The sequence below is a fragment of the Streptomyces sp. NPDC059957 genome (assembly GCF_042730015.1).
Lineage (GTDB): Bacteria > Actinomycetota > Actinomycetes > Streptomycetales > Streptomycetaceae > Streptomyces.
Genome location: NZ_JBHWMB010000051.1, coordinates 45187 through 64887 on the forward strand (window position 1 = coordinate 45187; position 19701 = coordinate 64887).

The window sequence follows — 19701 nt, forward strand, 5'->3', positions numbered from 1 at the left end:
TCGCGCGGGTGCGGGTGTGTCAGTCCCGTCAGCGGACGACGTCGAAGACGTTCAGCTGCAGGCCGTTGTCGTACGCCGCGTGCTCGACGAGCTTCAGCTTCTGCGCGTCCTTGTCGGTGGCGCTGAAGAGGCGCTTGCCCGCACCGAGCAGGAGCGGGAAGACGAGCAGGTGGTAACGGTCGATCAGGCCGGCGTCGGAGAGCGCCCGGTTCAGGGCGGCGCTGCCGTGCATGATGATCGGGCCGCCCTCGGTCTCCTTGAGCGCGGCGACCTCGTCGAGGGTGCGCAGGATCGTCGTGTCGCCCCAGTCCGACACCAGGTCGCCCTCGGTGAGGGTGGTGGAGACGACGTACTTCGGCATCACCTTGTAGTCGGCGAAGTCCTCCATGCCGGGCCACACCGGGCTGAACGCCTCGTAGCTGGTCCGGCCCAGCAGCATCGCGCCGGCTTCCTTCTGCTCCCGGCCCTTGATCTCGAACGCCTCGGGCAGGAACTCGACGTCCTTGAAGGTCCAACCGGAGTTCCGGTACCCGGGCTCGCCGCCGGGGGCCTCCACGACACCGTCGAGGGAGACGAAGGCGGAGCTGATGATCTTGCGCATCTGGGGTTCCTCGGAATCTCGTGGCCGGCTCTCGGCGGTCCGTTCGGCACGCCCCGCGACCATGTGCGTGGCTGCCGCGGCATGCCCTTCATGATCTAAGACCGGGGCTCTTCGGGAAACTCATCGGTCCCTGCGGCATTTCTTTCGGCGGAGGTGTCCGAGGGCGCCTCCAGCTTCGTGTGGAGGATCGCGCGCGCCTGTTCCGCGGCGCGGGCGATGCTCTCGGAGACGAAGTCGAGGAAGCGGGCGATGTTCTCCATGCGGGTGCCGGCCGGGGTGTCGGCGCCGAGGACGGCGACGCCCTGCCGTGCCGTCTCCACTATCTGGGCGGCGGAGCGGGCGCTGGCCATCATCGACTGGTACCAGATGTCGTCGTCGACGACGTAGCGCTCGCGGCGGCCTTCCTCGCGTTCCCGGCGTACGAGGCCCTGCTCCTCCAGGAACGTGATCGACTTCGACACGGACGCCGGGCTGACCTGGAGGCGCTGGACGAGTTCCGACGCGGTGAGACTGCCCGTGTCGGTGAGGGTGAGGCAGGTCATCACCCGGGCCGTCATGCCGGGCATGCCCGAAGCCATCATGACGGTGGTGAACACCTCCTCGTAGGCGCGTACGGCCTCGGCGTCCCGTCCGTAGGCCTGCGGGGCCGCCTGCGGTCCGCGGGGCGTGGTGTTCTTGCGCCGGTGCGCGCGGGCTTCGGTGGCGCGGTGGGCCAGGTCGGCGCGATAGGCGCCGGGGCCGCCGTTGCGCATGACCTCGCGCGTGATGGTCGAGGTCGGCCGGTCCAGCTGTCTGGCGATCTCCGCGTAGGCGAGGCCGTCGGCCACCCCCATGGCGATCTGCTGGCGTTCCTGCTGGGTGAGCCTGCCTCCCGGCATCGCGGTCTCCTTCGTGGGTCGTCGTGCCTCCAGTATAGCGTTCACTTCCACCTCATTGCAACGTCCTGAGTGGCTGTCGTTGCATTCATCTCCAGGCTTTCGCAACGATTACATGCCTCTGACCTGCGATTTTAAAGATTCATCGCAACGAACTTCTTGCCGAGAGTTGGAAAGCAACGTAGCTTTTCCTTCATCGGAAACAACGAGTCGCAGGAGAGAATCATGCAGAAGTTCGCCACCACCGCCCCGATCTCCGCCGTTCTGGACATCCCCGCCGGCACCGTCCGCTTCATCGCCGCGGACCGCGCGGACACCGCGGTCGAGGTCCGCCCCGCAGATGCCTCGAAGGGCCGCGACGTCAAGGCGGCCGAGCAGACCCTGGTCGAGTACGCCGACGGGGTCCTGCGCATCGCGGCCCCGGCCAAGAACCAGCTCCTGGGCGCCTCTGGTTCCATCGAGGTGACCGTCCAGCTGCCCGCCGGCTCCCACGTCGAGGCGAAGGCGGCCGGCGCCGAACTCCGGGGCGTCGGACGCCTCGGTGACGTCGTCTTCGAGGCCGCGCAGGGCTCGGTCAAGCTCGATGAGGCCGCGAGCGCCCACCTGACCCTCGCGGCCGGCGACGTCTCGGTCGGCCGCCTGGCCGGCTCCGCCCGGATCAGCACCCAGAAGGGCGACCTGAGCATCGTCGAAGCCCTGCGCGGCACGGTCGAACTGCACACCGAGTACGGCGACATCTCGGTCGGCGCCGGCCGCGGGGTCAGCGCCACCCTCGACGCCGGCACCGCCCTCGGCCGGATCAACAACTCCCTCAGCAACACCGAAGGCGCCGCGGCCGGCCTCGCCATCCACGCGACCACCGCCTACGGCGACGTCACCGCCCGCAGCCTCTGACATCCCTTCACGAAGGAGCACCGCTCATGACCACCTGGGCCATCACGGCGAACGATCTGCGCAAGTCCTACGGCGACAAGACCGTCCTCGACGGCATCGACCTGGCAGTCCCCGAAGGAACGGTCTTCGCCCTGCTCGGCCCGAACGGCGCGGGCAAGACCACAGCCGTCAAGATCCTCTCCACCCTCGTCTCCCCGGATCCCGCCTCCGGCGAGATCCGGGTCGGCGGCCACGACCTGGCTGCCAACCCGCAGGCTGTGCGTGGTGCGATCGGGGTCACCGGGCAGTTCTCCGCCGTCGACGGGCTGATCACCGGTGAGGAGAACATGCTCCTCATGGCCGACCTGCACCACCTGTCGAAGGGCGAGGGGCGGCGAGTGGCCGCCGAGTTGCTGGAGCGTTTCGACCTCACCGAGGCGGCGCAGAAGCCCGCCTCCACCTACTCCGGCGGCATGAAGCGCCGCCTCGACATCGCCATGACGCTGGTCGGCAACCCGCGGATCATCTTCCTCGACGAGCCGACCACCGGCCTCGACCCCCGCTCCCGCCACAACATGTGGCAGATCATCCGCGAGCTGGTCTCCGGTGGCGTCACGGTCTTCCTCACCACCCAGTACCTGGAGGAGGCGGACGAGCTCGCCGACCGGATCGCGGTGCTCAACGACGGCAAGATAGCCGCCCAGGGCACCGCGGAAGAACTGAAGCGGCTGATCCCCGGAGGCCACGTACGACTGCGGTTCTCCGCCCCGTCCGCGTACCAGTTCGCCGCCGCCACCCTCCGCGAGGCCGCCCGGGACAACGAATCCCTCACGCTTCGGGTCCCCGGCGACGGCAGCCAGCGCGAGCTGCGTTCCCTCCTCGGCCGGCTGGACTCGGCCGGTATCGAGGCGGACGAGCTGACCGTGCACACGCCCGACCTTGATGACGTGTTCTTCGCCCTGACGGGCACCGACCCGCGCCCCAGCCAGTCCAAGGAGAACGTCCGATGAGTTCCCTCGCCCTTGCCGTCCGTGATTCGTCGACGATGCTGCGCCGCAACCTGCTCCATGCCCGCCGCTATCCGTCTCTGACGCTGAATCTGCTGCTGACGCCGATCATGCTGTTGCTGTTGTTCGTCTACATCTTCGGAGATGTGATGAGCGCGGGCATCGGCGGCGGCGACCGCTCCGACTACATCGCCTACCTCGTGCCGGGCCTGCTGCTGATGACGATCGGATCGACCACGATCGGTACTGCGGTGTCGGTGTCGAACGATATGACCGAGGGGATCATCGCCCGGTTCCGCACGATGGCCATCCATCGTGGTGCGGTGCTCATCGGGCACGTCGTCAGCAGCGTGCTGCAGTCGATCGCGAGTGTGGTCCTGGTGGGGGCCGTCGGTGTGGCCATCGGGTTCCGTTCCACGGATGCGACGGCGCTGGAGTGGCTTGCCGCGTTCGGGCTCCTGGTTCTGTTCGCCCTGGCGTTCACCTGGATCGCGGTCGGGATGGGGTTGATCAGCCCGAACGCCGAGGCAGCCAGCAACAACGCGCTCCCGATGATCCTGCTGCCCCTGCTCTCCAGCGCCTTCGTGCCGGTGGAGGGGATGCCGGGCTGGTTCCAGCCCATCGCCGAGTACCAGCCCTTCACCCCGGCCATCGAAACCCTGCGCGGGCTGCTCCTCGGCACCGAGATCGGCCACAACGGATGGCTCGCCGTCGCCTGGTGCCTGGGCCTCGCGGTCCTCGGCTACTTCTGGTCCGCCGCAAAGTTCAACAGTGACCCGAAGTAGAGGCCGAGGCAGCACAGGCTCCCTCCCGCACCCCGCTCCGCCCCGAGGCGGCGTACCCCGACAACACGTCGGAGTGCGCCGCCTCGTTCGGATGTGGGTGTCCGGGGCCCGGGGCACGGACGGGCTAATGCCCGAGGTCACTCGGCTGATGGCTTCCAGGCAGCTGCGGCCGAAGCCGCCGCCCGTGCTCCCCACCACGCCATGAGCACCGTGCACACCAGTCCTGCGCCTCCCACCGTTGTCAGCGCTGCCAGTCTGTTCGCGCCGCTGGCCGGAAGTGGGGATGTGATGAACCACGACACGAGGACTGCGGCCACCACCGCGATCATGGCCGGTCCCAGCAATGACCATGCGGCGATCGAGTAGTACACCCGCTGGTTGCCGGCCAGCACCGAGACGGGGCCCAGCTCCCTTCCGGACCGCACGAACTGTGCCATTGCCCCTATGCAGGCCACGATCGCGACCACCGACACACCGATCAACGACAACAGTGCCAGCCACCGTTCGGCCACGAGTGCTTCTCCGGCGACGCCCATACCATTCACGCCAAAGACCTTCACCTGCGTGGCCATCGCCAATTCGGCGTTGGCGGCCTGCTCTATCCGTGCTGGTGAGAGCTGCCCCCCGTCGCTTGCCAGTACGAGATACCTCGGCCCGCTGGCTCCTTGCACGGGCTTCTCCGCCTGTCCTGCGCGGGCGAAGATTCGCGTGCCCGACGTGCGCTGCAGAGCCATCGTCCGCGCGAGGCCGCTGTGCCCCACGGTCTGGATCTCCGTAGGAGAAGAGGTACATGCGACGTTGATCCGCTGCCACACCGGGCACTCGGCAACTACATCAACCCGGCCTTGCTCCGGCAGGGACCACATCGTCAGCATGCTGATGTCGGTGTCCAGATGTCGTTGGAACGCCGCCATCCTGGAGGCGGACGGGGGCGTCGGTATGCTCGGCGAAACCTGAAGGACGCTGGTGCCCAGATGCTTCGCCGGCGTTTCAGCCCTCTGGCTCGTCTCGGTGAAGAGGCTGATGGCCACCTGGCCTTGAGCGGCCAGTCCGATCGCGATGACCAGAGCGGCAACCAAACGCGTCACCGAGCGGCTCCCGCCGGCCAAGCGGCGTCCGGCAACCAGCAACCCAGCGCTTCCGCGGCCGGCTCCCACCTTGGCCATGGCCGGTCCGGCCGCAGCCACGATGACACCGACGACGCCGGGCAGCAGCGCGAGAGTGACCACCGACCCAGCCGCCAGAACCGGCAGCCGCAGGTCGAGCGGCGCCAGATCGTTACAGCGGACAGTGACGAAGAGCGCCACAGGGAACAGCCACAGCATCCACTCCCGACGCCGCCTCCCGGAGACCGGGCGGGTCGACCCGCCCGTCTTGTAGGGGGGCTGCAAGAACAGCAGGACCGCCAGCACCGCCAGCGGCACACCCGTCACGACTGCTGCCAGTTGTACTGCGGCCGCGCGTGTGTCAGGGGCGAAGAGCACAAATTCCACCAGCGGCATCGGGACATCGACCGCCAGCACCGGTGCGATCGCCACCGCCGCCACAAGAGTGCCGAGCGCCACCGGCAGGGCCGCTTCTCCCACAGTGAACCAGCGGCGTGCGCCCGGCGAGGCGCCCAGGGCAGCCAGCACGGCAGTACGCCTGTCCCGGGCGGCGGCTCCCACCCTGGCGGCAATCACCACGAAGAGCGCGGCGGGCAGCCCCACCAGCGTCGCATAGGCCCAAAAGAACTGGTCTGGACTGAGGTTGTACGAATGCTCACCCAGCGGTGGCAGCTCCTGCTGCTCGCCTCCGAAGCCGGATACTTTGATCATGGCTTTGGCATCCAGCAGGTCCGCAGAGGGCCGCACATAGGCGAAGTATTCGCCCGGCGCTTCAAGCCCTTCGGCCGAGATCGTGCCCGCAACATCTCCGAACTTGTCCGCCTCGCCGTGACCGGCGTTCTTCAGCGCTGGGGAGACGAACACCTCACCCGGCTCGGGCCACTGCGCAAGGCCCGGTGGAAGCGGCGCGTCATCGACCAGTGGCTCGAGGTACACCACGTCGTACTGGCGGTCTTCTGCTGACGTGATCGTGGGGAACCACAGGAGCTTCGCTTCCTCGGTCGACGTGGGCTCAACGATCTGCCCCCAGCGAGCCATGCTGCGCTCGGCGCGCCCGTCGAACGAGGCGGAAGCGAGTACGAAACCGGCCACGGCCAGGGTGGCGACAGCCGTGGCCGCCACGAGTGCGAAGAAGCGGATGCGGCCCGCTTCGGCAGCCTTGGCCGAGGCCCGTCCCATACGGACCAGCTGACGTCGCAGCATGACGTTGCTCATCGGGTTCCCTGGTTCTGCACCAGCTGCCCGCCGGTGAGGCGGAGCTGGACATCGGCACGGGCGGCAACCCCCGCGTCGTGAGTGACGACGATCAGGGCGCAGCCGTGGGCGCGTGGAGTGGCATACAGGAGGTCGGCCACCGCCTCGCGTTGCTCTTGGTCCAGTGCACCGGTGGGTTCGTCGGCCAACACCAGGCTGGGCTTGTTGATCAGAGCGCGGGCCACGGCCACGCGCTGTCGCTCCCCTCCGGACAGGGCGTGGGTGGCTGTGGTGGTGGGGACACCGAGATCGGCCAGGAGGCTCTGGGCTCGGGAGTTGGCGCTGTCAGCCGCTTCACCGGCCAGCAGCGCAGCCAGCGTCACGTTCTCGACAGGCGTGAGCTCGGGCAGGAGTTCACCGAACTGGAAGACCATGCCCATGTGCCGGCGGCGGTGTGCGGTCAAGGCTTTGGGCGAGAGCGTGGTGATGTCCTGTCCAGCGACGGTGATGTGGCCGGAGGTAGGACGTATCAGGCCCAGGATGCACGTCAGCAGGGTGGACTTCCCGCTCCCTGAAGCCCCCATCACAGCGACGGACTGGCCGGAATGCACGGTCAGGCCGGCGCCGGACAGCAAGGTCCGGTCGGCGACGGAGTAGGTGACATCGTCGAGGTGAAGGACAGGCGAAGCAGCAGGATGGGGCACGCGTGACTCCAAGGCAGCACGGCACGGAACTGGCGGCGGACCGGTGATCACCTCGACCAGGTGCACGCCCCCCTACCTCTGTCATCTGCGCAGTTTCATCAGCCTGCTTTTGGGCCCCTGCGGCAGTAGGCCCACATCCCTGCCAAGGTGATGGCCGCCGTGTACAGGCAGAAGACCACGGTCGCTTCAGAGGGGGACAGGTGGGAACCGACCAGTGCCCGCACGAAGGACCGGTCGTCGCCGGAGTAGGCGGAGGCGTCGGTGAGCATCGCCCGGCCGGCAGCGAAGGGCAGCCAGTTCCCCACACCGTCCAGGCCCGGCAGGTACTCGAGCAATTTGCCGGCAATTCGTTCACCGATCAGCGGCCACAGGACCAGGAGGAGAACGGGGACGATCCGGCTGCGCAGCAGGGCGCTCAGAGCCATGCACAGCAGTGCCCAGCACCCCATCCAGGCGACAAACCGTGCGGCCGGCGCCACGACTTGGGTCCAGACCGGTTGCGAAGCACCGGAAACGGCCAGGGTCGCCGCGTAGGAGAGCGCCCCCAGCAGCACGCTGATGGCTGCCACAGCGGATCCGACGGTGAAGCCAACCGCGCATTTCGCCGCGTAGGCGGTTCGGCGCCCGTTCACGGCCAGCCAGGTCGTCCTCGCTGCGCCGGTGATCAGATCGTTCGAGACCGGACCCGTGCCAAAGATGAGCATGAAGAAGCCCAGCGCCGGGATCTGGGTGGACAGTGGTGCCCAGGTGATCGAGTCCGCCGCTACCGCAGGGCTTGCAGCACTCTGTCCGTCAAGGTCCAGAAGGATGGTGAGGCCCGTCAGCAAACTGAGCAGGGCAACAACGCCGAGCAGGATCCAGGTCGAACGCAGGGCGGTCAGGTGCCGCCATTCGTACCGGCAGGCCCTGGAAAACGTGTGGGCGGGTGTAACGGGCGTAAGGGTCTTGACCGTGGCTGGTGTCACGAGATCTTGAACTCCTCTTCCGCGACTTCAAGGTAGAAGTCCTCCAGCGAAGGCTTCTCCTCGTGGAGCCAGTACAGGGGTACCCCAGCCTTCAAAGCGAGCTCGCCGATCTGTACGCGATCCAGTCCGGTGATGGTGGCGCCCTGTCCCCCAGTAGGTTCGAGGCTCCCGCCGTGGGCCGCAATCACCGTGGCCAACACCTGCAGGTCCGGTGCCTGGACGGTTGCTGCACGCCGACCGGCCGCATGCTCCAGCACTTCCTGCATCGTTGCCGTGGCCACGACCCGGCCGCGGGTGAGCACCACCACGCGATCGGCCAGCTGCTCCATCTCGCCCAGGAGATGGCTGGACACCAGTACCGCCCTGCCCTGCGCCGCCTGAGCGCGCAGGAAGTTCCGCAACCAGTGGAGGGAATGGGGATCGAGCCCGTTCGCAGGCTCATCGAGCATCAGCACGGGAGGGTCGCCCAGGAGCGCCTGTGCGATGCCCACCCGCTGGGCCATACCGAGCGACAGCTCGGACAGCCGCAGCTTGGCCGCACTGCCGAGCCCCACCGTCTCCAACAGCTCGTCAACGCGTTCATCCGGGGCAGCGGATCCGGCCGCCACCATACGCAGATGCGCACGTACGCGATGGCGCGGATGCCCGGCCACGCCACCCAGTACTGCGCCCACGACAGAGCCCGGAGCACCCCACTCAAGCAGCGGTCTGCCGAGGAAGAGGGTGCGTCCTTCACCCCGCAGGAGCCCCAGCATCAACTGAATCGTGGTGGTCTTCCCCGCCCCGTTGGCTCCGACGAAGCCAGTCACCTCACCGGCGCGCAGGACGAGCGAGACGTCACTCAGGATTCGTTTGGGGCCAAATGACCGGCCGAGGCCTTGTGCCTCAACGAGCGTGTCGCCCTCGTCCACTCTGTGTGCTTCCTTCAGGAGCCGGCCCAGGCCTGACCGATGGTCGGCGGATGGGCTAGCCGTAACGGGCGCCATACTCATGTGGCTTCGGTTCATGTACGCTCTTCTTGCGTTATCGCAAGGGGGAGGAAGCCTTTAAGGTGACCTGAACAGGCGTGGAAACCGAAGGGTCCCCCACAGGCCTCTTCCCCCGATTACCTTTCCTTGGCTGCTTCAGCGGAATGGGTCTCTGCCGAATGTGCGGCCCGGTCTACTCCCGCACGAGGGCGATCAGCTGCCAGACGAGCACAGCGTGCACAAGCAGGCACGCTCCCCATGCTGCGCGCCCCCGCGTTCCATTGCGGTACACCGTGACCCATCCGGCTGCCATGAGAATCACTGCCAGGGCGACCAGACCCCAGGAAATGGCGAACCATGGCGCGGAGAGATCGGTGAAGATTCTCAGTGCCGCCACTGGCGCGAGCAGGAGAAGAGGCAAAGACCACGTGCCCTCCGTAGCCGCTTTCTGCACATCCTTTGTATCCGTCATCGAAGGCGCTCCCATGCTCATTCCTCAGGTTACCGGCAGGGGCTGGGTGCTCCCGGGCGGACCCAGCCCCTGTCAGTCAGTCAGAACGCGGTACTACTGACCTGCTTGCGGTCATCAGTGCAGAGCGTTCCAGATCTCTATGGCCGTCAGGGTGGGCGAGATGGCGGTGACCGGGAGCTTCTGCCACCACTTCAGGCCGTCCCACCACTTCTTGAAGTCGCTGAACTTGCCGCCGATGGCCTTGCTGAAGCCGCCGATCTTGCTGAGGGCAGCCTTGATGGCCTTCCACCTGTTTGCGACTCCCACCTCACCGTTGGCGACCTTTGTCACCTCGGTCCGCTCGGCCTGCGTGAGGCTTGCCGCCCCCGGAGCTTCCAGCAGAGCACGGGCGGTCTGCTGGACCCCCGCCTGCTGAGTCGTCGAGACGATCTGAGGTGCGGCCGTGCGGCCCTCTGAGGCCTGGGCCAAGCCGGCAGTACCGCCGAGAGCGATGGCGGCCACGGCCGAAACCGCAGCCATGCGCAGCGTATTACGATTCATTCGCGTTTTCCCTTGCGTCGTCGCAAGGGGGAAGAAGCCCTTGAGGGCAAACTGAACAGGCGTGGAAACCGACGGCTCCCCCGAGCTTCTTTCCCCCGATTACTCAGTTCTCGTCGAGCCCTCGGGTCAGGAGAGCATGACGAACCTCGGCGCTTCAAACTCCGCCGAGTCGTATGCAAGTTACCCACAAAATAATCACATTGGCCATTCATATCCAGCCAAGCCATGCGGGTATACCGACCTGGTTGGTCTGGCCGGGGCGTGCTCAGGGAACGTATCCCGCAGCTCTGCGTCTGATCAATCGACGAGCACAGTGAGGAAGTCAGGGCGACACGCCAGGGAGCCCTTTGCCTTACGTGAGCTGACACTCACTCAGGTGCATACCTGCCGAGCCTGGTCACCCCAGACAGCCCATGCTGCCGCCACTACCAGCCAGCCTGTCGCAAAATGATCCGGCAGTTACTCCAGACCCGACGGCCGGGATCAGTGATTCGAACCAGATCCGGTTGAAACAGAAACAGCTTTTTTGCGGGCCCGATGGTCAATATTCATGCCAGGACATCGCACAGAATGGCGAAAAACGGTACTCGGGTGACCTGAACCCTCCCCTGTGCGGCGGAACCCGCATCCACCGGCTTGATTGCGACCGGATCGGTTCGGGGCCGTGCAGGCCATGTCGGGGCTGACCAACGTCCGCCGGCCCGGCGGGCCGCACCCTGTACTGACTGCGCCGCTAACGGCAGCCGGGATGACTGTGGCCCTCGTGGTGACCTGCGCGCGCACAATCGCCGCTCGTTGACGCGGCTTCCCGCTCCGGGATAGAAGCCTTGCCGTGGCCAGGGTTCGAGCCCGTCGGGGCAGCGGACGGGACGATCAGCAGACTGATCAGGCCGGGTAGCCGACATCGATATAGATGTAACAGCCCAGGTCAGCCCGTGATCGTGCCACACGAGGGATGCCGCGCAGCCGAGGATCTGGTCTATTGGGGTGCCGGTAAGAACGCTGTCACCAGCCGCAAACGGCGAGGGTCATGTGCGGCGGCGTGCGGCGGGGTCGCGTTCGGCGACGTGTCGGGCGACGGAGTCGACTCCGGGGCGGGCGTATCGCTCCAGGGAGCGGACGGAGGCGTGGCGGGAGCGGGCCAGCAGCATCGGGGTGGAGGTGCCGTCCTCGGCGTCGTGTGTGAGCGCGCTGTGGCGGAGCCGGTGGAGCGTCCACCCGTCCAGGTCCTCGATGTCCTCGGGTGAGGCGAGGGGGTTGGCGAGCAGCCGGGTGTTCTCCTCGAAGATCTCCCCGGCGCGGCGGTAGGAGAGCCGGGCCCGGCCGGTCTCCGGACACACGTCCAACGTCGGCATTCCGGCCGGGGCCTTGCGGTCGGTGAGGAACAGCGGGCCGCGGGTGCGACCGGCGACGAGGCGGGGCAGGAGCTGTGCGGTGCCGGACTGCCAGTGAATCCACTCGGTCGCCCCGCCCTTGGCGGTGATCCTGCCGCGCTTGTCCTGCGAGTACAGGTCTTCGACGTTCAGGCACAGCACTTCGTCGGCCCGTGCGGCGGACTCGTAGAGCATCTTCCACTGCGTTTTCTCCCGCAGGGCGACGTCCAGGCGCCAGAGGGCGGCGATCTGGTTCTGTGCCAGGGCCTTGGTCCGGTCAGGCGATGCCGGACGCCGCTCGATGCCCAGCGTCGGATCGCCTTCAATCCAGCCTTGGCGCTGCCACCAGCCGATCGCCTTGCGCACGATGGACAGTTCACGGTTGACGGTGTCGGCGTCCATCTCGTCCGCCCGCGCCGCCGCCAGTTCGGCCAGCACCTCCGGCAGTGTCGGGTCGTCGATCGCGGCGACGGGGAAGGCGGGCGGCTTCCCGCCACGGCGGGCCGGGCCGGTCGGCGCCGGTTCGCCGGCCAGCATCCATCCCCACGTCGTCAGAGAGATCCGGTAGATCCGTGCGGAGGGCTTCGCGATGCCTGCGCCGGTGAGGTACCGCTCGACCGCCGCGATGTACGAAGCGGGCGGGGCAGACAGGGGCACGACCCGTCATTCCGGCCGCCGGGGCGAGGCGGACGCATTTACTGCGGCAGAGTCGGAAGGGCGGGACACGGACGTGACGATCGAACCAGTGACCGAGTCCGTGAGTGGGAGCGCGCTCCGGCTCCCGCGCGCCCATTTACTGCGGCACCACCCCAACGGGCGGTCAAGCGGCAGAAGTCCGATAAGCCGACCTCGAACCGGAACCGACTTCTACAGCCAACCGCTGTATCGCTGGCTCTCGCGCCGGGCCCAGCCCCCAGCATCATCCAGCGCTACATGTCCGTTCGCCGCAGCTATACGAGAACAGGGCCGTCTACGGGGAGACACACCAGCAGCAAGCGAACGGCGCAGCTGGAGTGACTGGCTGGGCTAAGGGGGGTGGGACCGGCGTTTTCGGTTACAGCACCAACGGGCCGGGCGTCGTTGGGAAGACCGCCAGCGCGAATCCAGCCGGGCGTTTCGAGGGGTGGCTAGACGTCACGGGGCGAGCGCAAATCGGGTTCAGGCTCGACGTGAAGGATCACATCTATCTGACTGGTGCGGTTCACCCCGGAGGCGCTGACTACGCTGAGTCGTTCGATGCAAGCGAGGATGCTGCGCCGGGAACAGTGCTCGTGATCGGCGAGAATGGTCTCTTCACCCCGTGCAGTGAGGAATACGACACGGCTGCAACAGGCGTGGTGTCCGGAGCTGGCGGACTCACGCCAGGCAGCATTCTGCAGGGGGAAACCAACGGCTCGCATCACGTTACGGTCGCATTGGCTGGACAAGTCTTCGTGAAGGCTGATGCCGAATATGGCGCAATCACCGTTGGAGACCTGCTGACTACCTCTCCCACCGAGGGCTACGCCATGCGAGTAGCGGACCGGACTCGCGCAGTCGGTGCAATCATTGGAAAGGCACTGACAGCGATGCCCAACGGGACGGGGCTGGTACGAATGCTGGTGGTGAACTCGTAAAGTCCGGCACCTGTTCGTCAAAAACCCGAGCAACACCCGAAGCCCCCGGCCTCTCCACTGGGAGGAACCGGGGGCCGTCGTGCGTGGTCCTCTACCCGCCCGACGCTGAGGGCGGGCGCCGCGTCCGCTGCGACGGCGAAATCCTCGGCCGCGCCCTCCCGAGCCGGCCACCGCACCGGCCGCCAGTGCTGGCCCGGCACGACTGGGCGGACGGTCGCGTCGTCTACCAGATGACCTACGACCCGGGTGAAACGACGTTCACCTTCATCCGCTCCTACCAGTGGCCCCAGCCCGGACTGCGGCCAGCACACCCGGCATCTGAACCACGAGGGGCGACCGGGAGATACGGGGCGGTAGCCGGCCCGCACGCGGGGACTTCCTGAACGCCCCTCCTGGACGCCCGAAATGATCCCGCTGATGTGGCCCCGGGGATGTCGCGGGGGTGTGCGGAATCGGATCGGTTGATGGACAGCGGCGCCACTCGGCGCGGCCAGGGCTACACCCTCCGCGTCACCACCGTCCCGGCCGTGCACCACGGCTCCTCGCCCGCTGCCGGCCGCTCGACGCCGCTCCGGCGGTCCCGGCCCAGCGCAAGGCCCATCGCGAGTGCGAAAACCGGGTCAGCGCTCTGGTGGATGTCCCACCGTAACGAAGCTCCTGGGCCTCAAGATCACCCCGTGGCGGGTTTCTGGCGCATCTGGGTCATGCCCCCTGTACGGGCGTCGTACGTCTCCCAGCGCAGGATCCCTCCCGCACGCCGCCGTGGCTACGCGCTGCTGACGGCGCGGAGTCCTCGGTGCTGCCGCTTGGGGGGCGCGGTTTCGTAGCGGGGAGCCGACGGTTCGCCGAGCTTGCCGTTCTGGATGCTGCGGGCTGCTTCCCGTACAGCGGCCGTAAGGGCCTCGACGGTCTCGTAGCCCGCGATGTAGGGATGCAGGATGTAGGTGCGGTAGCTGTGTTCCGGTCGCAGGACGAGGTGCCGGTCGACGAGTGAGCCCATGGCGGTCGACGCGGCGTTCTTGCTGAGGCCCACACGAGCCGCGAGTTCCTGCTGGGACATCCGGACCTCACCGCCCGGCTCCTGGAGGTCGATCAGCGCGCTCAGAAGGTCTTGGGCGCCGCGGGAGAGCTCCAGCTTGTGGAGCATTCCGTGCCCGAAGGTCGCCTGAATCAGCATGCCGCCGCCTCCTGGTCCTGACCGAGTTCCAACTGCTTGCCTCGTGGCGCGGGTGGGGCCTTGAGCAGGGGAAACGAGCCCTCTGGGGTTCCTTGCCGCAGCTTAGCCAGAATCTCCTGCTGACGATCCCCGTTGCCCATGAAGCCGATCAGGGGATTCACGAAGAGGACCCCGGGGCGGACCTTCTGGATCATGTGCCACTCTTCCAGGCGGCTGATGGCCCGGGTGACGTTGGCCCGCTCGACCCCGAGCCGCTCGGCGATCAGCTTGTGCGTCGCCTTGACCCAGCCCTCCTTCTGCTTGCCGATGCACCAGACGAGCACGGCGGACTGGATGGGGGACATGCCGTGTTGGGCGATGAGGGCGGCGAGGACCTCGCTGAGGAACTCGTTGCTGACGGCGCTGAAGCCTGCGGTCCCGTACATCTCGTGCGGGGCACGCTGGGTGACCCGGACGCTGACATCCACCTGCTGGACCGGCCGGCCCCGCACCGGCGTCTTCCCGATGAGATCCGCGAACCTCTCGGTCAGCGTCTCCCTGAAGTCCTCGCCGGTGTCTGAGACGGGCACGAGCGGAAGCTGCAAGTCGGACGCTCGACGGATGGGCTGGGGGCGCGCCATGTGCGTGGGTTCCGTCCTCACTCAAGGGGGAAGTCGGCACGGCACGTGGCTTAGCGGGTTGTTTCAGTCCACTGGGATGAATTCTCTCGGGCGGTATGACTTTTGCGTGTTGGCGTCGACACGCTCCTTGTAGGCGCCGGGGGCTTTCCCGTCACTGACCAGCGCGTTCGTGATTTTCTCCCACTTCAATGTGGCAAAATACTGTCGTTTGTGCTGCCCAGCGACACATCACCGCCTGTCGATGTGTCAGCGCTGACACATCGAGGTTGACGAACTCGCAGGTCAGAGCAGAGTTTTCGGAAGTGCCCTCTTTTCCATAAGAGCAGTGGCTGATGCCGTCTGTGGTGCGGAGTAGCGCCCGTACGCCCGATACCGAGTGCGGGTTGCACCGGGCGCACCTTCTGTGGCTGAGCCTGACACGGGTCTTGGCTTCCAGGGTTGACCCCTGCGCGACGAAGCCCCGCCCCCGGTGATCTCGGGTCGGCGGGGGCTTCGTCATTTCCCGGAGCGTCAGGACGCCAGGTGGGGTACCGCGCCCCGGAGGGCCTGGAGTTCGCGCTGGTAGGCGGCCAGCCTGCGGGTCCTGCCGATGGTCAGGGCGCCGATCAGCTGTCCCTCCTTGTGGTAGCTGACCTCCAGGCGGGGCTCACCGACGAGGTTGTGCTCGGCGATCCTCGCCTCGTCCGCGAGTCCGGGCAGGCCGACCGAGCGGATCCGGGCGCCGTACAGGTCCGACCAGAAGGACGGGATGGAGTCGAACGGCGCGGGCTCGTCAGGGTGCAGCAGGTTGTGGGCGGCCGCGGTCGCCTGTTCCACGGCGTTGGTCCAGTGCCCGAGGGTGACCGGTGCACCGCCGGCCAGCGGGTGCGGCACTCGTGCGACGTCACCGGCCGCGACGACACCGGGGACGACCGTGCCGTCGGGGAGCAGGGCCCGCAGGTACGGATCGCAGTGCACGCCGCCTTCGAGGGCGAGACCGGAGTCCGCGAGCCAGCCGGTGGCGGGTACGGCACCGAGGGCCAGGACGGCCGCGCCCACGGGCAGTTCGCTGTGGTCGGAGAGGCGCACGCCGGTGATCCGGCCGTCGTCGGTGGCGAGGAAACCGCTGACCGTGGTGTGGGTCCGCAGGTCGATGCCCGCTTCGCGGTGCATCGTGGCGACGAAGCCGCCCGCGACCGTTCCGACGGCGCGTTCGAGGGGCTGCGCGGCCGCTTCGATCAGGGTGACGTCGAGGCCGCGGGCCCGTGCGGCGGCTGCGACCTCACCGCCGAGGAAGCCGGCGCCGATCACGGCGAGCCGTCGCCCGGGGGCGAGTTCGGCCCGCAGCGCGACCGCGTCCTGCCAGCCGCGCAGGGTCATGACCCCGCGGGGCAGCGGGGGCCGGCGGGCCGGCCAGGGGCGGGCGGCGGAGCCGGTGGCGATGACGACCCCGTCGTACGGGAGCTGCGTGCCGTCGGCGAGGGTGACCGTACGGGTGCGCGGGTTGAGCTGGACGGCGGGCCGGCCGAGCTGCCAGCGGGCGTCGAGTCCGTCGGGCAATGGCAGCGCGGTGAGCGACGCCGGGTCCTGCGCTGTCAGGACGTCCTTGGACAGCGGGGGCCGGTCGTACGGCAGGTACGGTTCGTCGCCGACGATGGTCAGCAGGCCGGTGAAGCCTTGGGAGCGCAGTGCTTCGGCCGCCCGCAGACCGGCGAGGGACGCTCCCACGATCACGATGCTGCGGGGGCTCGTGAGGCTTGTGCTCACTGCCCCGCCAGAGCGTCGCCGGCCGCCGCGGGAGCTGCCGTGATGGTGATGGCGCGGGCGGGACAGACCACTGCGGCCTTCTCGGCCTTGTCCAGCAGGGCGTCGCTCGGGGCGGCGTCGTAGACGAGGTAGTCCTCATCGTCGAAGGAAAAGACCTCGGGCGCCGCGAAGACGCATTGCCCGTGGCTCTCGCAGAGGTTCATGTCCACGGTGATCTGCATGGCTGGCTCCGTTGGGGGGAGGGAGGGAGAGGAGGACGGTCCGGGGGATCGGGGCCCGGTGGGGGGTTCAGCTGACCGGGGGGTTGAAGCGGGAGTATCCGGGGCCGCTCCAGCGCAGGGTCGAGGCGGCGGAGATCTCCCGTACGTCGGTCACCGAGAACTCCACGAGGCGCTGCGCTCCGGGGACGAGGGACCGTTCCTCGGCGTCCCATACGGTGTGCGCGGTGCCGGAGACGTAGAGGGCGGAGCCCGTGCTCCAGTTCGGGAAGATGATGCCGGCGGCCGGATTGAGGGCCAGGTTGCCGAGCGTCAGGAACATCGCGTTCCCGATGTAGTCGGGCCAACGCAGCAGCGTCGGGGACAGGACCTGGACGAAACCGGGGTTCCCACCGCGGTGGGACGCGTCGGCGTCGCCGGTGTCGGAGGCGGTGGCGACGAAGAAGGTGTCGGCCTCGCGCACCGTCTGCTGCTGGGCCGCGCTGAGCGCGGTGCCGGAGGTGACCGTGCGGGACGCTGCCTGGGCGTCGGCCTCGGCCGCCGTCAGGATGCGGAAGTCCCGTTTCTGCAGGTACTTGGGGCAGTTGGCGATGACCTGGTCGAGCGCGATGCGCAGTCCGCCGGCAGCGGGGAGCGCTCTGCCGTTGAGACGCATGCGCCGCCGGGTGGCCGGCTCGATGGCGATCATGCCCAGACGCGCGGGCCGTGCCGCGTCGGCGGCCCCGGCGGGTGCGCCGGCCGGGCCGAGGAGGTCCGCGAGGGGGTCCTCGGGCAGGGGGAGCGCGTCGATGGTCAGGGTGCGGGGGTCGGGCGCCGCCAGGAACCCGGGGGCGCCGGTCAGCTGGGTGGCCCAGACGCGGCCCGCGCGGTCCGTACCGCCGACGATGATCATCGGCTGTTCGGCGAGGAAATCCGCCGCGACGGCGGGGACGGTGTCACCGATGGCTCCGAGGGAGAAGGTCGCCGGGCCGGTGAGGTCCGCGCGGCTCTGCACCATGATTTCGCCGGGGTGGTAGCCGGTTGCCACGGCAGTTCCTTTCGTTCCGCCGCGACCGGGGACGTGGGCCCGCGGGCCCGTGGGCCCGTGGGGTGCCCCTTGTCCCCGGTCGCACCTTGAGGTGCTGCGGGCGGCTCTTGTTTAGAAGAAGCCGCAGGTGGGAGCGCCCGGGGTGGGGGCGGCGGCCGGGTCGGCGCCGGTGGGCGCGTAGATCTCCAGGCGGATGCCGTCGGGGTCGGTGAAGAAGATGCCGCCGGAGGCGCCGTTCTCACCGTGGGGGACGACGCCGTCGTAGTTGAACTCGGCGCCCAGGCCGCGCAGGACCTCTTCGGTGGCACGGACCTCTTCGATGGTCTCCACCTGGAAGGAGAGGTGGTGGAGGCCCGGCAGGTCCTTGCCGAACGCGCCCGCGCTCTGCTGCCAGAGGGCGACCTGCATGGCGCCGTCGCGGCCGAGGAACGCCCAGCGGCGGTCCTCGTCCTTGCCCTCGGCCATCACCTCGAAGTCGAAGATCTCGCGGTAGAAGGGCAGGGAGCGGTCCAGGTCGGTGACGTTCAGGCCGACGTGCCCGGTCTTCAGGGTCTTTGCCTTGCTCATGGTCGATCACTGCTTTCGGTCAGGGCTTCGAGACACTCTCTTAACCGCTGAACCAGACTTTAATGGTTAGTTTTATAGATCGTCAACCCTTGATCTTGGGATGACCGGTTAGTGTTGGGCCCCCCACAGAGAAGGAAGGAGCCGCCCTGTGCTTCCCTCCCCGGAGCCGGACCCCCGGCCACTGACCGGCGAACCGCCCTCCATCGACCTGCTCAACACCCGTTGGATCGACAGCGCGGGCTGGCACGACCTGCTGGATTCCGTCGAAGGACTGGGCATCTGGCTCGCCGGCCCGCTCGTCCGCCAAGAGCTCGGCGACCGGCCGGCCGTGGCCGACCTGGAGACGCTGGAGGCACTCCTGCAGGTCCGGGGTGCGCTCAGGGCCGTCATCGACGCCCCCGTCCCCTGGGACGAGGGCATGGTCGGCCCGCTCAACGCCGTCCTGGCACACGGCCACGTCCGCCGTCTGCTGCTGCCCGAAGGCCCCGGCACCACCGTCGAGGTGGACGCACCGTCCTGGCTGGTGGCCTGGACGGTCGCCGAGAACTTCCTGCGGCTGCTCGAGGACCGGCCCGAACGCATCCGGTCCTGTGCGAACCCGGAGTGCGTCCTGCGCTTCTACGACATCTCCAAGAACGGCACACGCCGCTGGTGTTCCATGTCCGGCTGCGGCAACCGTGCCAAGGCGAACCGGCACTACGCGCGCCGCCACCACGGCTGACGCCGGGAAACACGAACGCCAAGGACCCGGGCCCCGGGTGCGAGCCCGGGCCCCGGGCCCTTGTGCCGAGGGACGCTAGTGCTGTGACTCGATCCGGTACTCCGTACCGCCACTGCCGGGCACCCGGTCCCGCAGCTCTGCGCGGCGGACCTTGCCCGAGGTCGTCCGCGGCAGGGAATCGACGAACTCCAGGGCACGCACCCACTTCTCGGGCGGCAGCTCCCCCCGCACCAGGTCGAGGATCCACTGCGCGCTCCGATCCCCGGCCGGGTGCTGCGGCGCGATGACCACGTACGCCTTGGGCGCCCACAGGCCCACCGGATCGGGAACCGGGACCACCGCGGCATCGGCCACCGCCGGGTGGCGCAGCAACACCGTTTCCAGTTCGCGCGGGGAGATCCGGTGGTCGAACGCCTTGAACATGTCGTCGGAGCGGGCCAGGTGGGTGAGGCTGCCGTCCGGGGCGCGGACGGCGAGATCACCCGTGTGGTAGTGGCCGCCGGCCAGCGCCTTCGCCGTACGGGCCGGGTCACCGACGTAGCCGCG

Annotated in this window: 20 protein-coding genes and 1 pseudogene; 5 read left to right on the top strand and 16 right to left on the bottom strand. The window is 68.2% G+C overall.

Translation table 11 applies throughout. From position 1 onward, the window contains the following. Positions 1-28: 28 nt before the first annotated feature. Together ACFWBW_RS28835 and ACFWBW_RS28840 are read right to left on the bottom strand one after the other, a co-directional pair. Positions 29-601: a dihydrofolate reductase family protein gene (locus tag ACFWBW_RS28835; RefSeq protein ID WP_385378279.1), complete on the bottom strand. Its 573-nt coding sequence runs from the start codon at positions 599-601 to the stop codon at positions 29-31. A gap of 95 nt (positions 602-696) precedes the next feature. Beyond that, positions 697-1479: a helix-turn-helix domain-containing protein gene (locus ACFWBW_RS28840; protein WP_385378282.1), complete on the bottom strand. Its 783-nt coding sequence runs from the start codon at positions 1477-1479 to the stop codon at positions 697-699. Positions 1480-1701: 222 nt separating this feature from the next. Here ACFWBW_RS28840 and ACFWBW_RS28845 point away from each other — a divergent pair, with 222 nt between their 5' ends. The 3 genes from ACFWBW_RS28845 to ACFWBW_RS28855 are packed head-to-tail and all read left to right on the top strand — an operon-like array spanning position 1702 to position 4141. Continuing rightward, entirely contained in the window at positions 1702-2370 is a 669-nt protein-coding gene (locus ACFWBW_RS28845; RefSeq protein ID WP_385378285.1) for a DUF4097 family beta strand repeat-containing protein, read from the top strand. A gap of 26 nt (positions 2371-2396) precedes the next feature. Further along, positions 2397-3359 carry an ATP-binding cassette domain-containing protein gene (locus ACFWBW_RS28850; RefSeq protein WP_385378288.1) on the top strand — a complete coding sequence of 321 codons (963 nt, stop codon included), beginning with the start codon at positions 2397-2399 and terminating at the stop codon, positions 3357-3359. Further along, a complete protein-coding gene (locus tag ACFWBW_RS28855) occupies positions 3356-4141 on the top strand; it encodes an ABC transporter permease (protein ID WP_385374174.1) in 786 nt (261 codons plus the stop codon). Before ACFWBW_RS28850 ends, ACFWBW_RS28855 begins: the two co-directional genes overlap by 4 nt. A gap of 137 nt (positions 4142-4278) precedes the next feature. On the opposite strand, the gene ACFWBW_RS28860 is transcribed toward ACFWBW_RS28855, so the two are convergent. From ACFWBW_RS28860 to ACFWBW_RS28890, 7 genes are all read right to left on the bottom strand, one after another. Continuing rightward, positions 4279-6462 carry a hypothetical protein gene (locus ACFWBW_RS28860; protein ID WP_385378290.1) on the bottom strand — a complete coding sequence of 728 codons (2184 nt, stop codon included), beginning with the start codon at positions 6460-6462 and terminating at the stop codon, positions 4279-4281. Then, the gene (locus tag ACFWBW_RS28865; protein WP_385378338.1) at positions 6459-7157 is read right to left on the bottom strand and encodes an ABC transporter ATP-binding protein; all 699 of its coding nucleotides are present in this window, start codon (positions 7155-7157) and stop codon (positions 6459-6461) included. Before ACFWBW_RS28865 ends, ACFWBW_RS28860 begins: the two co-directional genes overlap by 4 nt. A gap of 86 nt (positions 7158-7243) precedes the next feature. Next, the gene (locus ACFWBW_RS28870) at positions 7244-8110 is read right to left on the bottom strand and encodes a hypothetical protein (protein WP_385378293.1); all 867 of its coding nucleotides are present in this window, start codon (positions 8108-8110) and stop codon (positions 7244-7246) included. Next, the gene (locus tag ACFWBW_RS28875; RefSeq protein ID WP_385378296.1) at positions 8107-9021 is read right to left on the bottom strand and encodes an ABC transporter ATP-binding protein; all 915 of its coding nucleotides are present in this window, start codon (positions 9019-9021) and stop codon (positions 8107-8109) included. Before ACFWBW_RS28875 ends, ACFWBW_RS28870 begins: the two co-directional genes overlap by 4 nt. A gap of 250 nt (positions 9022-9271) precedes the next feature. Continuing rightward, complete coding sequence (locus tag ACFWBW_RS28880; protein WP_385378299.1) at positions 9272-9550, bottom strand: hypothetical protein; 279 nt, start codon at positions 9548-9550, stop codon at positions 9272-9274. Positions 9551-9664: 114 nt separating this feature from the next. Further along, positions 9665-10069, bottom strand: a complete 405-nt coding sequence (locus ACFWBW_RS28885; protein WP_385378302.1) for a hypothetical protein — start codon at positions 10067-10069, stop codon at positions 9665-9667. Between the two features lie 1049 nt (positions 10070-11118). Continuing rightward, positions 11119-12120 (bottom strand): tyrosine-type recombinase/integrase, encoded by a 1002-nt coding sequence (locus ACFWBW_RS28890; RefSeq protein WP_385378305.1) that lies wholly within the window; start codon positions 12118-12120, stop codon positions 11119-11121. Positions 12121-12632: 512 nt separating this feature from the next. Here ACFWBW_RS28890 and ACFWBW_RS28895 point away from each other — a divergent pair. Next, positions 12633-13079 (top strand): hypothetical protein, encoded by a 447-nt coding sequence (locus ACFWBW_RS28895; RefSeq protein ID WP_385378308.1) that lies wholly within the window; start codon positions 12633-12635, stop codon positions 13077-13079. A gap of 766 nt (positions 13080-13845) precedes the next feature. Here the strand turns inward: ACFWBW_RS28895 and ACFWBW_RS28900 are convergent. From ACFWBW_RS28900 to ACFWBW_RS28925, 6 genes are all read right to left on the bottom strand, one after another. Further along, positions 13846-14256 carry a hypothetical protein gene (locus ACFWBW_RS28900; protein ID WP_385378311.1) on the bottom strand — a complete coding sequence of 137 codons (411 nt, stop codon included), beginning with the start codon at positions 14254-14256 and terminating at the stop codon, positions 13846-13848. After that, positions 14250-14825, bottom strand: a complete 576-nt coding sequence (locus tag ACFWBW_RS28905) for a replication/maintenance protein RepL (protein WP_385378314.1) — start codon at positions 14823-14825, stop codon at positions 14250-14252. Before ACFWBW_RS28905 ends, ACFWBW_RS28900 begins: the two co-directional genes overlap by 7 nt. Positions 14826-15386: 561 nt before the next feature. After that, the gene (locus ACFWBW_RS28910) at positions 15387-16583 is read right to left on the bottom strand and encodes an NAD(P)/FAD-dependent oxidoreductase (RefSeq protein WP_385378317.1); all 1197 of its coding nucleotides are present in this window, start codon (positions 16581-16583) and stop codon (positions 15387-15389) included. Between the two features lie 35 nt (positions 16584-16618). Then, on the bottom strand, positions 16619-16843 hold the full coding sequence (locus tag ACFWBW_RS28915) for a ferredoxin (RefSeq protein ID WP_385378320.1): 225 nt from the start codon (positions 16841-16843) through the stop codon (positions 16619-16621). Positions 16844-16910: 67 nt separating this feature from the next. After that, entirely contained in the window at positions 16911-17837 is a 927-nt protein-coding gene (locus ACFWBW_RS28920; RefSeq protein ID WP_385378341.1) for a pyridoxamine 5'-phosphate oxidase family protein, read from the bottom strand. 141 nt (positions 17838-17978) lie between these two features. Continuing rightward, positions 17979-18434: a VOC family protein gene (locus ACFWBW_RS28925; RefSeq protein ID WP_385378323.1), complete on the bottom strand. Its 456-nt coding sequence runs from the start codon at positions 18432-18434 to the stop codon at positions 17979-17981. A gap of 148 nt (positions 18435-18582) precedes the next feature. On the opposite strand from ACFWBW_RS28925, the gene ACFWBW_RS28930 reads away from it, so the two are divergent. Beyond that, positions 18583-19155, top strand: coding sequence for a CGNR zinc finger domain-containing protein (locus ACFWBW_RS28930; RefSeq protein WP_385378326.1), 573 nt, complete (start codon positions 18583-18585; stop codon positions 19153-19155). 75 nt (positions 19156-19230) lie between these two features. Here the strand turns inward: ACFWBW_RS28930 and ACFWBW_RS28935 are convergent. Then, positions 19231-19701: pseudogene (locus ACFWBW_RS28935) on the bottom strand (AMP-dependent synthetase); the annotation flags it as partial.